This window comes from Erwinia sp. AnSW2-5 (genome assembly GCF_045107195.1).
Lineage (GTDB): Bacteria > Pseudomonadota > Gammaproteobacteria > Enterobacterales > Enterobacteriaceae > Erwinia.
The window spans coordinates 1-14,103 of sequence record NZ_JBJGXA010000002.1; the positions used below are offsets into that span (position 1 = coordinate 1).

Annotated in this window: 14 protein-coding genes; 6 read left to right on the forward strand and 8 right to left on the reverse strand. The window is 53.6% G+C overall.

Annotated features, from left to right (window positions below):
* Positions 1-178: 178 nt before the first annotated feature.
* The 5 genes from ACFL9S_RS01540 to ACFL9S_RS01560 form a co-directional block, all read right to left on the reverse strand.
* On the reverse strand, positions 179-1,426 hold the full coding sequence (locus ACFL9S_RS01540; protein WP_405259953.1) for a carbohydrate porin: 1,248 nt from the start codon (positions 1,424-1,426) through the stop codon (positions 179-181).
* A 158-nt stretch (positions 1,427-1,584) separates the two neighbouring features.
* Complete coding sequence (locus ACFL9S_RS01545) at positions 1,585-1,917, reverse strand: carbohydrate porin (protein ID WP_405259954.1); 333 nt, start codon at positions 1,915-1,917, stop codon at positions 1,585-1,587.
* A 161-nt stretch (positions 1,918-2,078) separates the two neighbouring features.
* Positions 2,079-2,333, reverse strand: a complete 255-nt coding sequence (locus ACFL9S_RS01550; protein ID WP_133845634.1) for a CsbD family protein — start codon at positions 2,331-2,333, stop codon at positions 2,079-2,081.
* Positions 2,334-2,539: 206 nt separating this feature from the next.
* On the reverse strand, positions 2,540-3,547 hold the full coding sequence (gene cydB, locus ACFL9S_RS01555; protein ID WP_405259956.1) for a cytochrome d ubiquinol oxidase subunit II: 1,008 nt from the start codon (positions 3,545-3,547) through the stop codon (positions 2,540-2,542).
* 1 nt (position 3,548) lies between these two features.
* Positions 3,549-4,973, reverse strand: coding sequence for a cytochrome ubiquinol oxidase subunit I (locus tag ACFL9S_RS01560; RefSeq protein WP_405259958.1), 1,425 nt, complete (start codon positions 4,971-4,973; stop codon positions 3,549-3,551).
* A gap of 754 nt (positions 4,974-5,727) precedes the next feature.
* Here ACFL9S_RS01560 and ACFL9S_RS01565 point away from each other — a divergent pair.
* Entirely contained in the window at positions 5,728-6,351 is a 624-nt protein-coding gene (locus ACFL9S_RS01565; RefSeq protein ID WP_405259959.1) for a LysE family translocator, read from the forward strand.
* Between the two features lie 24 nt (positions 6,352-6,375).
* Here ACFL9S_RS01565 and ACFL9S_RS01570 read toward each other — a convergent pair whose 3' ends face one another.
* Complete coding sequence (locus tag ACFL9S_RS01570) at positions 6,376-7,464, reverse strand: malate/lactate/ureidoglycolate dehydrogenase (RefSeq protein ID WP_405259960.1); 1,089 nt, start codon at positions 7,462-7,464, stop codon at positions 6,376-6,378.
* 236 nt (positions 7,465-7,700) lie between these two features.
* Here ACFL9S_RS01570 and ACFL9S_RS01575 point away from each other — a divergent pair, with 236 nt between their 5' ends.
* Positions 7,701-8,810: a hypothetical protein gene (locus ACFL9S_RS01575; protein WP_405259961.1), complete on the forward strand. Its 1,110-nt coding sequence runs from the start codon at positions 7,701-7,703 to the stop codon at positions 8,808-8,810.
* A gap of 198 nt (positions 8,811-9,008) precedes the next feature.
* Here ACFL9S_RS01575 and ACFL9S_RS01580 read toward each other — a convergent pair whose 3' ends face one another.
* Together ACFL9S_RS01580 and ygbI are read right to left on the reverse strand one after the other, a co-directional pair.
* Positions 9,009-9,281, reverse strand: coding sequence for a hypothetical protein (locus ACFL9S_RS01580; RefSeq protein WP_405259962.1), 273 nt, complete (start codon positions 9,279-9,281; stop codon positions 9,009-9,011).
* 94 nt (positions 9,282-9,375) lie between these two features.
* A complete protein-coding gene (gene ygbI / locus ACFL9S_RS01585) occupies positions 9,376-10,137 on the reverse strand; it encodes a DNA-binding transcriptional repressor YgbI (RefSeq protein WP_405260357.1) in 762 nt (253 codons plus the stop codon).
* Positions 10,138-10,451: 314 nt separating this feature from the next.
* On the opposite strand from ygbI, the gene ltnD reads away from it, so the two are divergent.
* Genes ltnD through ACFL9S_RS01605 form a run of 4 tightly spaced genes read left to right on the forward strand, consistent with a single transcriptional unit; the run spans position 10,452 to position 14,027 of the window.
* Positions 10,452-11,366, forward strand: a complete 915-nt coding sequence (gene ltnD, locus ACFL9S_RS01590; protein WP_405259963.1) for an L-threonate dehydrogenase — start codon at positions 10,452-10,454, stop codon at positions 11,364-11,366.
* Positions 11,366-12,628, forward strand: a complete 1,263-nt coding sequence (otnK, locus tag ACFL9S_RS01595; RefSeq protein ID WP_405259964.1) for a 3-oxo-tetronate kinase — start codon at positions 11,366-11,368, stop codon at positions 12,626-12,628. The genes ltnD and otnK overlap by 1 nt, the downstream gene beginning before the upstream one ends.
* Complete coding sequence (locus ACFL9S_RS01600) at positions 12,625-13,248, forward strand: aldolase (RefSeq protein ID WP_405259965.1); 624 nt, start codon at positions 12,625-12,627, stop codon at positions 13,246-13,248. Before otnK ends, ACFL9S_RS01600 begins: the two co-directional genes overlap by 4 nt.
* A gap of 2 nt (positions 13,249-13,250) precedes the next feature.
* Positions 13,251-14,027, forward strand: coding sequence for an HPr family phosphocarrier protein (locus ACFL9S_RS01605; protein WP_405259966.1), 777 nt, complete (start codon positions 13,251-13,253; stop codon positions 14,025-14,027).
* Positions 14,028-14,103 lie beyond the last annotated feature (76 nt).

The window sequence follows — 14,103 nt, forward strand, 5'->3', positions numbered from 1 at the left end:
TGCGGATTTTGCCGATCCGGCGTGCTCAAACTGGCCCCGGACCTGAAGCCAGACTGTCAGCCATTAATTTTTGTGGGGATCCCTCAGGGGTAGACCCTTTTTTCCGGTCTGCCCGTGTTGCTGGCCGACCGAAAAAGAAGGTCGGCCACTACGACGGAGGGGGATGTATTCTTTTATATCAGAAGTTTACGTTGGCGCTCAGACCACCGATAAACGCGTCTTTCACCCCGCTGACGGCTCCGGGAGAGGCAACGTATTGCAAGTTAGGCCGCAGGTTCAGCCAGTGGGTGATGCGGGCGTTGTAATAGAGTTCGACGTTATATTCTGCACCGTGCTGGATCGGCAGATACGTCGGATTGCGGTAATCACTGACGCCGTGATACGCGTTGGCGGTGCGCTGCATATGGGCGTAGTCACTATTGACGTGAATACGTGCGGCACCCAGGCCAACTTCATCCTCCGCGCGTGACGCCATTGGCCCTTTCCAGGTCAGTGCAATCGCATGATAGTTATCCATTTTCGACGTTTTGTGATCGTTCATCACCGCCTGCACGGTCAGGCCAAGGCCACGCTGGTTATCTCCATCGGTGGCCGTCAGCTGTTGTTGCGCCAGCAAGTAGCCGCCATAGGCGTGGTTCTTGTCGTGATAACCACCACCACCATAGCTGGCGTAGTTGTCACCATTAACGGAGGAGTAGTACGCGCCGATGCGGTAATTCCCCGGTAATTTATCTGGCCCGAAAACGGGTTTCCAGCCCAGTTCAATCGGCACCATATTGCCAAGAGTGGGGCTTGTGTCCAGGCGGAAACCATCGCCTCTGTCGTAGTTGCCCGGCGTCTGGTTATAGAAGCCGACCTGGAGGTAGACCTCCGGTGTGAAGTTCAGTTTCACACGACCGCCCCATTGCGATACCGGCCAGTTAAACCAGCGGTCTCCGCGCCAGTTACCCGGCTGACCGCTGCCGAGTGCGAGGTTCTGGAATTTGCTGTCGAATGAGTCGAAGTCTTCGCCCGTGGTGACCCGGCCCGCTTTAACTTCAACCAGATGGTCAAAGAAGCCTTTGTTTACCCAAAATTGGGTCAGGCGCCAGGTCTGGCCGCGCCCCCAGACTTCTTGTACTGAGGACAACCCGCCAGTGCGCGGATCGCTGATATGCTGGCTCAGGTTGCGGCCGTTACGACTGGTTATGGTGAACTGGAACTGTGTGTCATCCCAGTTGAGGAGTTTTTCCAGATCGAGGGCGGTGCCGAAGGCCCATTGGTCGGTATAACGGGCAGTGGTGGAGGTGTTATAGCCTCCGGCAAGATTACTGGCTGACTCCATGGTGTAATTGACCTGGAAATCGACACCTTCCCTTTTTAATTCGCTGCGATAGCCGCCCCAGTCACCAAACAGATAATACGAATCCATACTGAGAGGGCGCATTTCTGCCCCTGCGGGCGCAGAAGCCCATAACAGTGCGCTGCTGCACATCATCATCATGGTATGTCTACTCGTCCATTGAAAAACACCGTGTTGATGCATTTATCTCTCCTTGTTATGAATAATCTTCTTGCCAACAAGCATTGCCGGGTATGCAGGTGCTAGAAGTTGATGCCCGCGCTCAAACCGCCTACAAACAGATGTGAATTGTCACTCACAGCACCGGGTTTGGTGGTGGATTGCAGGTTAGGCTGCAGTATCAAGTGGGGTGTTAAGCGGTAGTTGTAATAGAGGTTGTAATTAAACCCGTCGCCCCGCATCAGCGGTTGCGGTTTATTGTCGCGATACTCGTCAGGAATGGCAGGTATGTCTGGCTGTGGTGAAATGATTTCTGTCGATGGTTGCGGGTGATGCAGATGAAAACGCGGTGGTATGGCAAATGCGTTAGCCGCCATGAACAGAGCGGCAATACTTAAACAGGCTATTCTTTCCATGAGTTCACCTCTATTACGATTATCTAATCGGTTTTTTAGCCCGATAAGTACATCACAATGTGGTTAACCCGTTTCACTATTAAGTGCTATGGAGAGTGCTGTGGGGAGCGTCCATAAAAAAACGCCCACGAGGGGCGTTCAGATGGTGACTCTGGTCAGACTTAGCGGCGGCCAAAAATCTTGGCGGCCAGGAAGCCCACACCGGCGGCAATCGCCAGTGAGACCAGGGGGGAATCCTGGGTTTTGCTTTTCACGCAGTCCAGCGCATCATCCACGGCGTAAGAGGCTTTCGCTGCCTGCTGACGCACTTTTCCTCTGAATTCATGCTCCGGCGAGTCTACGGCTTTACCAAACTCTTCCTGACCTTTGCCGACGGCTTCTTGCGCTTTATCGTTCGCTTTATCAAACAGACTCATTTTGCCTCCTTTTGATGGCATGATTTCCTGAAACGACTTTAAGCGTAGTCCATCTGACAGGCTTCGCTGGGGTACTTATGTGTAAAAATATGAATGAAAGCGCCAGATGCTGACAAAAGCAGAGGGCAGATCAACGATCTGCCCTCTGTTATCGCGGGCGTTAAGCCCCCGCGCCGTCAGTGATATTCTGCATGAAACTCAGGCGATCAATGATAGCCTTCGTCCGGCTTGATCTTGCCGCGGAACACGTAGTAGCTCCAGAAGGTATAGACCAGAATCACCGGGATAATCAGCAGACCACCCACCAGCATAAAGCCCTGGCTCTGTGGCGGCGATGCGGCATCCCAGATGGTGATGGAAGGCGGAATGATATACGGCCAGATACTGATGCCAAGCCCAGTAAAGCCAAGGAATACCAGCGCCAGCGTCAGCAGGAATGGCGTGTAGTGCGCATGGCGTTGCAGTGCGCGCCACAGACCCCAGGCCGCTGCCAGAACCAGTAAAGGAACAGGTAAAAACCAGAACAGGTTAGGCAGGGTGAACCAGCGTTGCATGATGCTGGCATGTGCCAGCGGCGTCCAGATACTGACGATAGCCATCACCACCAGCAGGCCGATCAGCAGCGGTTTGGTCAGCGCCGTCATTTTGCTGTGCAGTGCATTCTCGGTCTTCATGATAAGCCAGGTGCTACCCAGCAGGGCATAGGCCAGAACAAGACCGACGCCGCAGAACAGGGTAAACGGCGTCAGCCAGGCCAGTGCCGGGCCGCTGTACGTGCGGTTGGTCACTTCAAAGCCGTTGATAAATGCACCCAGTACCACACCCTGACTGAAGGTTGCCACGTAGGAACCGCCGATAAACGCTTTATCCCAGAACGGACGGTGTTCTTCCGTTGCTTTAAAACGGAACTCAAACGCCACGCCACGGAAAATCAGGCCGATCAGCATGATGGTCAGCGGAGCTGCCAGGGCGCTGGTGATCACCGCATAGGCCAGCGGGAAGGCACCGAACAGCGCGGCACCCCCGAGGATCAGCCAGGTTTCGTTGCCATCCCATACCGGGGCAACGGTGTTGACCATCATATCGCGTTCGATCGGATCTTTATTGAACGGGAACAGGATACCGATACCCAGATCGAAACCATCCATGATGATATACATCAGGGTGGCAAAGATGATGATAGTAAACCAGATAATTGAGAGATCGATGCCCACCTTACTTCTCCTCCTGCGGCGAATGTAATTTTTCCTGCACCGCAGACAGCGGGCGAGACGGGGTATGTGATGTGCCTGGGCCACCTTCTGGCGTATGGTCACCTTCACCGGCCTGCGGGCCTTTCTTAATCAGGTTCGCCAGGTAGCTGTAGCCGACACCAAAGACGGCGCAGTACACCAGCAGGAACGCGATCAGGCTGATGCTCATTTGCAGCGTACTGTGCAGCGAAACGGCATCACGCGTACGCAGCAGACCATAAATGACCCACGGCTGACGACCAATTTCGGTGGTAATCCAACCCGCCACGAGAGCAATCAGGCCGGAAGGCCCCATTAACAGAACAAACCACAGGAAAGGACGAGAAGTATAAAGACGCTGACCGCGACGCATCCACAGGCTCACGACGCCCAGCAGAATCATCAGCATGCCCAGCGCAACCATCACACGAAACGACCAGAACACGACAGTGGAGTTAGGGCGGTCCTCTTTCGGGAAACTTTTCAGGGCCGGAACCTGTTTATCCAGACTGTGGGTCAGGATCAGACTGCCGAGATAAGGAATTTCCAGTGCGTATTTGGTGCGCTCTTCTTTCATATCCGGGATGCCGAACAGGATCAGCGGGGTGGCTTCTCCCGGTGGGTTTTCCCAGTGGCCTTCAATCGCTGCGATTTTTGCAGGCTGGTGTTCCAGAGTGTTCAGGCCGTGGGCATCGCCAATCATCGCCTGAATTGGCGAGACGATCAGTGCCATCCACAGAGACATCGACAGCATTTTACGTACTGCTGGCGTGTCGTTTTTACGCAGCAGATGCCATGCGGCAGAGGCGCCAACGAAGAAGGCCGTCACCAGGAAAGCAGCAACAGACATATGCAGCAGGCGGTAGGGGAAGGAGGGGTTGAAGATAATCTTGAACCAGTCCACCGGTATCACTATGCCATTTTCCAGCGCGTAACCTTGCGGCGTCTGCATCCAGCTATTGGAGGCCAGGATCCAGAAGGTGGAGATAATGGTGCCCAGCGCGACCATACAGGTGGCGAAGAAGTGCAGGCCACGGCTGACACGGTTCCAGCCAAACAGCATCACGCCAAGGAAGCCAGCTTCAAGGAAGAACGCGGTAAGCACTTCGTAGGTCAGGAGCGGGCCGGTAATACTGCCTGCGAACTGAGAGAACCCTGCCCAGTTGGTCCCGAACTGATAGGCCATCACCAGACCCGATACCACACCCATACCGAAGTTTACGGCAAAGATTTTTGACCAAAAATGATAAAGGTCGCGATAGACCTCATTTTTGCTTTTCAGCCACAGACCTTCGAGCACAGCGAGAAAACTCGCCAGCCCAATGGTGATGGCGGGAAAGAGAATGTGGAAGGCTACGGTGAAACCAAACTGTATCCTCGCCAGCTGGAACGCATCTAATCCGAACATTGCTTACCTCGATCTAACATGAACAACTGCCTTTTATTTTTTTACCCACGGTTAACAAATAGACGACCTATAGCAAAAAAGAAACGTGTCAGCCGGGGGACTTCTCATCGGAGATTTGATCCTAAGACCAAAGCAGGTAAAGAAGTAGCAACAGTAATAGTTAACTGGCCTATAACAGTAACGATTATTACGAGTAATTGTTTCATCAGCAGGTTAAATCAACGGAAGATAATGTTAATGCAGGCTAGAGGAATGATGCTCAGATGTGAAAATACTGTATCTTTATGTCGTAAAAGCTTTTTTTTAATTTTAACTGTGGCGGATTTCATCAGGGGACTCTCGCTATTTTGTGTTTAAAGAGTGTGGTGAGGCGGTTTTTTAATATAGCGAATACCGCTATAAAAAAGGATGTTTACGCATCATTATTATAATAACCCTATAGTTATTCATGACTTATGAATAATATGTAGATTTAATGTTATTATTTGGTTCTGTTAATTCTACATGATCACGTTTCCACTATTCGAATTTACTGATAAATATCTCTGCATGATGAGTCGTGACTCACCTCCCTGTAAATGTTAAGGGTGTAATACACATAAATATGTGAATTGAATTATTTGGTTACAAATTAATGCCGGTTATCTGCTCGATTGTTGTGAGGAATCAAGAATTCGCCGGGTGAATGATGCTTATGGCGAGTCGGTGCCGCGCATGCTATAACCAAAAAAACATCGTCTGCCTCGGGAGTAAAATGGATACCTTTATTATGCTGTTGCCCGTGTATGTGGCTTATCTGCTGGGCACGGCCAGCCCCGGCCCGAGTAATATGGCCATTATGGGCGTCGCGATGCGCCAGGGACGTCGCCCGGCATTCATGCTGGCTGCAGGGGTGATCACGGGATCACTTTGCTGGGCGCTGCTTGTGGCGACCGGATTATCCACGCTGCTGCTGGCTTATGTGCAGGCTATTGTGGTGATCAAAGTGGTGGGGGGCTTCTATTTGCTTTGGCTGGCATGGAAAGCAGCACGCAGTGCTGCCCGTCGTGGGGAGGATGCCGCTGTTCCGCTGGCTGTTGTCGGTTCAGCGGCTTCACTTTACCGCCGTGGTTTGCTGTTGCACCTTGGAAACCCCAAGGCGATTCTGGTCTGGACCGCGATCATGTCGCTGGGGATCCACCCGGATGCGGCCCCTTCCGTGCTGCCGTTGATTGTGGGTGGCTGTGCATTACTGGGGATGATGGTGTTCAGCAGCTACGCGCTGTTGTTCTCGACCCCGGCGATGAGCCGGGGTTATCAGAAATGTCGCCGCATAATTGAAGGCGTCTTCTCGCTGTTTTTCACGGCGGCAGGCGTGAAGCTGCTGTTTTCACGTTAACCTGCGCCCGGCTTCAGGTGTGCCTTACGCCTGAGGTTGATAACGCGCCAGTTCACTTTCCGGCATTCCGGCATCGCGCGCCGCCTGACAAATCTGCTGCCAGCTATTGGCATCGATCGGAATGCCGTGCTCGCGGCGTTCGGCGCGCTGCGCTTCCTCCCACTCACCGGGGACCTGGATCGCGCTGTCACCTGCCTGCGGTGAGGCTTTCGTCCAGGCAATAAAGGCTTCCGCTTCTTGTTGCATCTCCGGTGCGTCAAACGCCGCCGGGTCCAGCACCACGGTAGTCATGCAGTTAAAGATGGCGTCACTGGCATTTTTCAGCGATTGCGGGTGAGTCGTTTGCCCGCCGGAAAGTGCGCCGCCGAGGATTTCGCACATCACTGCCAGCGCATACCCTTTATGCAGGCCAAAGGCCAGCAGTGAACCGAACGGAGCTTCATGCATTACTGCCGGGTCAATTTCCGGCTGTCCTCGATGGTCGATCAGATAACCTGGCGGTACGTTAACGCCTTTATTCCAGGCAACGCGGGTTTTACCGTAGGCAATGCCGCTGGTGGCGAAATCAAGCAGCAGCGGTGGCTGGCCGGGGCGCGGGAAGATGGCGCAAAACGGATTGGTGCCGAAGCGGCGGTCGCTGCCATTAAACGGGGCAACCATCGGGTCGCCAACAACGTTGACGAAATGAAAGGAGATAAAACCGGCACGGGCGCACTGTTCTGCCCAGTGACCAATGCGGCCAATATGGTGCGAGTTGCGCAATGCAATGGCACACATCCCCAGTTTCTGGGTGCGTGCAATCGCCAGCTCCATCGCCTCAGCGGCCATCACCTGACCAAAGCCCTGACCGCCATCAACGGTGAGCACGGCCCCGGTATCTTTGGCAATCCTGAGCTGCTGGTTCTGCTGCAGATGTCCCTGAGATCTTGAGAGCATATAGCTTGGGATCATCCCGACGCCGTGCGAGTCATGCCCCGCGAGGTTCGCTGCCACCAGATGCTCGGCGACACGCTGCGCTTCCTGTTCGCTGCTGCCGGCGTGTTGCCACAAACTCTGTACCATTTGCTGTAAAACGCGGTGATTAATGTGAATGTCATCCTGAATCTGGCTCATTTTTTTCCTTAAAATAATGAAGGTTACTGCTTATTTTTAAACGAATAATTGGTCTTTGTCCGTTTAATTTTTCTTCAGGTCGGCGTTTTTTTTTGATGAATATAGCGACATCACTGTTCGGTATATTGCTAATTTCATCGGTTGCTAAGTATACTATTGCATTGATATGTATTGACTTTTTTAACTAAAGCCAAATTTTTTGCTCGGATAGACGTCGCCTGGGGTAAAACAGCCGTATGGAAAGTGAACAGACAGAACCCAACAGCGCCAACAGCATTCCTTTATTGGATCTGTCTGCGATTTCGCGCGAGATGTTACTGCTGGGCAAACGGCTGGCAGATACCAAATATAAGATTGATATGCTGGGGAAAGTTGGCTGGGGTGAGCTGACGGCTAACCTGCACGGTCTGGAAGCCAGTGGCGAGTGGAATGGCCCGGACGACGCGCTGACTTTTTTCAGTAAGATTTTCCCCTTTGCGATCCTCCCTTCAGAAACCGAACCGATGGGGGTCTATCAGGTGCCGACCGAGCGGGTGATTGGCCGAAGCTGGCGCTGGTGGCCCGATCATCTCAGCGCTAACAGCGAAGAGAAGCTGCGTGAACATCTGAACGGTCCCAATGCTGCCGAGAGTACCTCGTACTATTTTATTTCCGCACTGGCCGTGCTGCTGGCGGTACAGGGCCAGAGCAGAGTGAATTATTGCCGACAACGGCATATTCCGTTTATTACGGCGCGGGTGACGTATCTCTCCTACCCGCCAGCCGACCGTTTCAAGCTCTATCATGTCACCCGGGGCAATACCCGCCAGAGCTGGGTGGTGCTGAATGATCGCTATTTACAGGCGATTCAGTGGCCGCGTATCACGTTGCCTGCATTGAGCAACTACGGGGTACATAGTGCTGTTTGGCCTCACACTTTTCCCTCAACAGAACGTATTTTCGACGAGCTGCATCATCCTCAATCCGCCGAGGATTTTGTTGCACCCTGCGTGGATTTAGAGGCGCTGCAACAGAAAATAGAGGCTGAAAAACAGGAAGAGCTGCTGGCAGCCCGGCCGGTGAAAATGGCCTTGAGCGATATGGATATCGTCAATCTCTGGCCGGTGACGATGACCCTGATGTTCTTTTTCCTGCTCTCACTGGTGGCGGCGGGCGTGACGGCGGGAGGGGGATGGTTAGGGCTGGTGAGTCTGGTTATCTGTGGAATGTCGGGCAGTTTGCTGCTGCTGCTGGCTGCACCTGTTTTCCTGGTTCGACAGGGTTTGCGCAGTCACCGTAAACAGGGCAAAGAAGAGTCGACTACGGATGTGGCAGAAGATAATCCATCATCCCCGCCTGCAGTATAAAAAAAGCCCACGTAAAGTGGGCAACTAAAACTATTCATCTGACTTTGCCTGTATAGTTACGGGCAATAAATCATCGCACTAAATCGGTAGAAAATATAAGTGATTATATAGATCGATCTGTAGGGATTGATCGTCAAAATCGATTAATCGTTGAAGTGTGAAGATAGTGATACGAAAATCGGTGAAATTGTACAGTTGTTATCGTAATTTCTTCAATAATTGTGTTAGTTCGGCCGGTTCAAAACCGGCTTTCACCATCTGTTCGCGCAGAGCGCTGGTGATCACCCTGTTACCCCCCGTGACCGGAAAGATAACGTTATTGATCACATCATCCAGATAATGCTCATTAAACTCCTGTGCGGTCAGTTGACCACCGCCTTCATCATTGATCGCAATTGAACCTTTAATGTGATCACCCGCATTTTTCGCCGTCAGGCTGTAACGGCCCATGCTGGTATTTATTGTGCTCATAAGATCCCCTCAACCCTGAACGTAAAGAAGTGAAATATCGTGATCGCGGTCGCTAAATCTTACGGTGTTTTACACAGCCTGTTTCGTCGGCGGTTTACCCCGCGAGGGTGACATCAAGTTCGAGCGTAGCCAGCTCCTGACATGCGGCGGCAGGCAGGTGTGGGTCGGTGATGATACTGTCAAACTGTGTCAGCGGCAGGGCGAGAAAGGTGGCAATCTTGTTGTACTTTGAGCTGTCGGCCAGCAGTACGCGTTTGCGGCTGACTTCACTGACGGCGCGTTTGACGGCGATTTTTTCTTCATCCGGGGTGAAGATGCCACGCATTCCCCAACATGAGGCGGAAATAAACGCGATATCTACCGACAGGCCACGTAGCGCCTGCGCAGCCGCATCGCCCACACAGGAACGGTTATCACGGCACAGCGTTCCGCCGGTATGGATCATCCGGCACTGGCTGGTGTCGATCAGGAAATTGGCAATGACAAAGTCGTTGGTAATGATCAGCAGATCGTCACGAATGCCCAGCTCACGTGCCAGCGCCAGCGTGGTGGTGCCAGCGTCAAGATAGATGCAGCTGTTACGCGGAATATGGCGGGCTGCGGCAGCACCAATGGTCTGTTTTTCCAGGCTGAACATACTGGTTTTATCCAGATGCGTCGGCTCGCTGGAAAGACGCTCCGTGGAACGGACGCCGCCTGACACCAGTAAAACGGCTCCTTGTTCTTCCAGCTTTTGCAGATCGCGGCGAATGGTCATATGCGACACGGCCAGGCGTTCGGTCAGTTCAGCAATGCTCACGACTCCCCGTTCCTGTACCAGCGCTAATATTTGTTGATGTCGTTCTACCGGGATCATCATTATTCCTGTTGAGAGGGGAGTTAGCCTGACCAGAGTGTAAAGGAGCGCACTTGCCGTCTGCACCACATTTTTTATCAATTTATCACGTTAAGAAGAAAATTCCCTTCCCATATTTCGATGATTTCGTTTTTATCTTGATGAATTTAAATGAGTATTTTTTGATGTTGTGGTTTTATCCTGTCATGTTAATTCTTGTTATCTCTTCCTTTTATCTGTTAATTGTTGTGATGCCCGTCACCAAAAGTGCCGATAAAAGCGCCTATACTTAACACATCAAAACAAATAATCACCAAAATTAACACGGAGAGCGTATGTCTAAGGCAACATCAATGTCGGTTTGTGTCGTCGGTCTCGGTTCGATGGGAATGGGAGCAGCGCAATCCTGTATTAAAGCAGGCCTGAAAACCTGGGGTGTGGATCTTAACCCACAGGCCTTGCAAACACTGCGCGACAGCGGTGCGCAGGCCGCAGAGAACTCGGCTAATGACTTCGCGGCTCAGCTTGATGCTGTGCTGCTGCTGGTCGTGAATGCCGCCCAGGTGAAACAGATCCTGTTTGCGGAGAATGGACTGGCGTCGCGCCTAAAACCTGGCACCGTAGTGATGGTCTCTTCGACTATCTCTTCGCAGGATGCGCAGGCGATTGAACAGCAACTGGCCAGATACTCGTTAATCATGCTGGATGCACCGGTATCCGGTGGCGCAGCGAAAGCGGCAACGGGTGAAATGACCGTGATGGCTTCCGGTAGCGATGAAGCATTTGAGCGTTTACAGCCCGTGCTGGATGCGGTCGCTGGCAAAGTTTATCGCATTGGCAGCGAGATTGGCCTGGGCTCAACGGTGAAGATCATTCACCAGTTGCTGGCCGGTGTTCACATTGCCGCAGGGGCCGAAGCGATGGCGCTGGCCGCCCGCGCTGGCATTCCACTGGATACCATGTATGACGTAGTGACCAATGCGGCAGGTAACTCCTGGATGTTTGAAAACCGTATGCGTCATGTGGTTGACGGCGATTATTCACCGAAATCGGCAGTCGATATCTTTGTTAAAGATCTCGGTCTGGTGGCTGACACGGCGAAAGCGCTGCATTTCCCACTGCCGCTGGCGTCGACGGCCTTCAATATGTTTACCTCTGCCAGTAACGCGGGCTTCGGCCGCGAAGATGACAGTGCAGTGATTAAGATTTTCAGTGGCATCACGCTGCCCGTAAAACAGGAGCAAAAATAATGCGTCTGGGTGTGATTGCGGATGACTTTACCGGGGCGACGGATATTGCCAGCTTCCTGGTACAGAACGGTATGTCTACCGTGCAGGTGAATGGCGTGCCAGCGGAGCCACTGTCGTTACAGGCTGATGCGATAGTTGTCAGTTTGAAATCGCGTTCCTGTTCTGCCGAGAAAGCCGTCGCCGATTCGTTGCATGCGCAGGCCTGGTTACAGCAGCAGGGCTGTGAGCGTTTTTATTTTAAATACTGCTCCACGTTCGACAGCACCGCGCACGGGAATATCGGCCCGGTGACCGATGCGCTGCTGGCGGCTCTCGGCGAGTCACAAACTATTATCTCCCCATCGCTGCCGGTGAATGGCCGCACGGTGTATCAGGGGCATCTTTTTGTCATGGATCAGCTGCTGTCCGATTCCGGTATGCGCCATCATCCGGTAACGCCGATGACCGACAGCAATTTGTTACGGCTGATGGAAGCGCAGGCCAGCGGAAAGGCTGGATTGATTAACAGCCAGACGCTGGATCAGGGCGCCGATGCGGTGCGTCAGGCACTGGATGAACTGGCACAGCAGGGCGTGCGTTATGTGGTGCTGGATGCCTTGAATGAGCAGCATCTGCTGACCCAGGGTGAAGCGCTGCGCGATTGCCGTCTGGTGACGGGCGGCTCAGGGCTGGCAATCGGTCTGGCACGTCAGTGGGCCAGTGCCGGGCACGATAGTACGCGTGCACAGGCGGCGGGTGCACCGCAGGGCAAGCGTGCGGTGGTGCTGTCGGGTTCGTGCTCGACCATGACCAATCGCCAGGTGGCGCGTTATCGCCAGCAGGCCGCAGCCGCCATGATTGATGTAGAACGAGCACTGCACGAACGCGACAGTTATGCCCGCGAACTGTGCGACTGGGTGGTACAGCACGAAGCGGATACGCTGGCCCCGTTGCTGTTCGCGACCTCTGAACCGGAAACCCTGCAACGTATTCAGCAGCAGTATGGCGCAGCGCACAGCAGTGAAGCCGTTGAGCAGTTGTTTGCCGCGGTGGTGCGTGAGCTGCAACAGCGTGGCTGGCAGCGTTTTATCGTGGCTGGGGGGGAAACCTCTGGCGTGGTGGCACAGACGTTAGGTATCGATGCGTTTCATATCGGCCCGGTGATTTCTCCCGGTGTGCCGTGGGTGCGTGCCGTCGGACAGCCCGTTTCGCTGGCGCTGAAGTCCGGTAATTTCGGCGACGAGAACTTTTTTGCCCGCGCACAAACGGAGTTCGTAGTATGACTGAACAACAAGCACGCGAAGAGATGGTCCGGTTGGGCGCGTCGTTTTTCCAGCGTGGCTATGCCACAGGCTCAGCCGGGAATCTGTCCATGCGGCTGGACGATGGTACGCTGCTGGCGACACCCACCGGCTCCTGCCTGGGGGAGCTAGTCGCGGAAAGACTGTCGAAAGTGACGCCGGAAGGCGAGTGGATCGGCGGTGACAAACCGTCGAAAGAGATCAGCTTCCATCGCGCCATTTACCTGAATAATCCGGCCTGCGGGGCGATTGTTCACCTGCATTGCCTGTATCTTACGGCGCTCTCCTGCCTGGAAGGGCTGGACACGAAAAACTGTATTCGCCCGTTCACGCCGTATGTGGTGATGCGTGTGGGGGATGTGCCGGTGGTGCCTTATTATCGTCCGGGCGATGAGCGCCTGGGGGAAGACCTGGCGAAACTGGCCCCGTACTATAAGGCGTTTCTGCTGGCGAATCATGGCCCGGTGGTGGTGGGGAAAACCCTGCGTGAAGCCGCTGATAATACGGAAGAACTGGAAGAGACGGCCCGGCTGATCTTTACGCTGGGCGACCGCCCGATTCGTTATCTTAATGATGACGAAGTGGCTGAATTACGGAGCTGAACATGCCTAAATTTGCTGCCAATCTGTCCACCTTGTTTAACGAACTGCCATTTTTAGCACGCTTTGATGCGGCGGCTGAAGCCGGTTTTCATGGGGTAGAGTTTCTGTTTCCCTATGATTACGCTGCCGATGAGTTAAAGCAGGCGTTAACCCGCAATCATCTCGAACTGGTGTTGTTTAATACCGCACCCGGTAATACAGCGGCGGGTGAGTGGGGTGTTTCTGCTATCCCCGGCCGTGAAGCGGATGCCCGCAAAGATATTGAGCGGGCCTTGGAGTACGCACTGGCGCTGAACTGTCGGCAGGTCCATATCATGGCATCGGTGGTGCCGGAAGGGGCTGACCGTGAGGCTTACTGCCGTACGTTCATCGATAACGTGCGCTATGCCGCCGATCGCTTCGCGATGCATGGCGTGCGTATTTTGCTGGAAGCGCTGAATCCCAGGACAAAACCGAATTATCTCTATTCCAGCCAGTATCAGGTGCTGGAGATCATCAAGCGTATTGACCGCCCGGGCGTGTTCAGCCAGCTGGATCTGTTCCATGCGCAGTTGGTGGACGGCAACCTGAGCCATCTGATTACTGACTATATCGGGCAGTATCAGCATATCCAGATTGCTTCCGCACCGGATCGCCATGAACCGGACGAGGGTGAAATCAACTATCCGTGGCTGTTCGATCTGCTCGATCGCAGCGGCTATGACGGCTGGATTGGCTGCGAGTATTTCCCGCGAACCACCACGCTGGAAGGACTGGGCTGGTTTAACGCCTTTAAATAACAGGACGTATTGTGATGAACGCTGCGTGTCCTGGCGCGCAGCGCTGGCTTTTTGCTGCCTGAATCAGGCCGTAAAG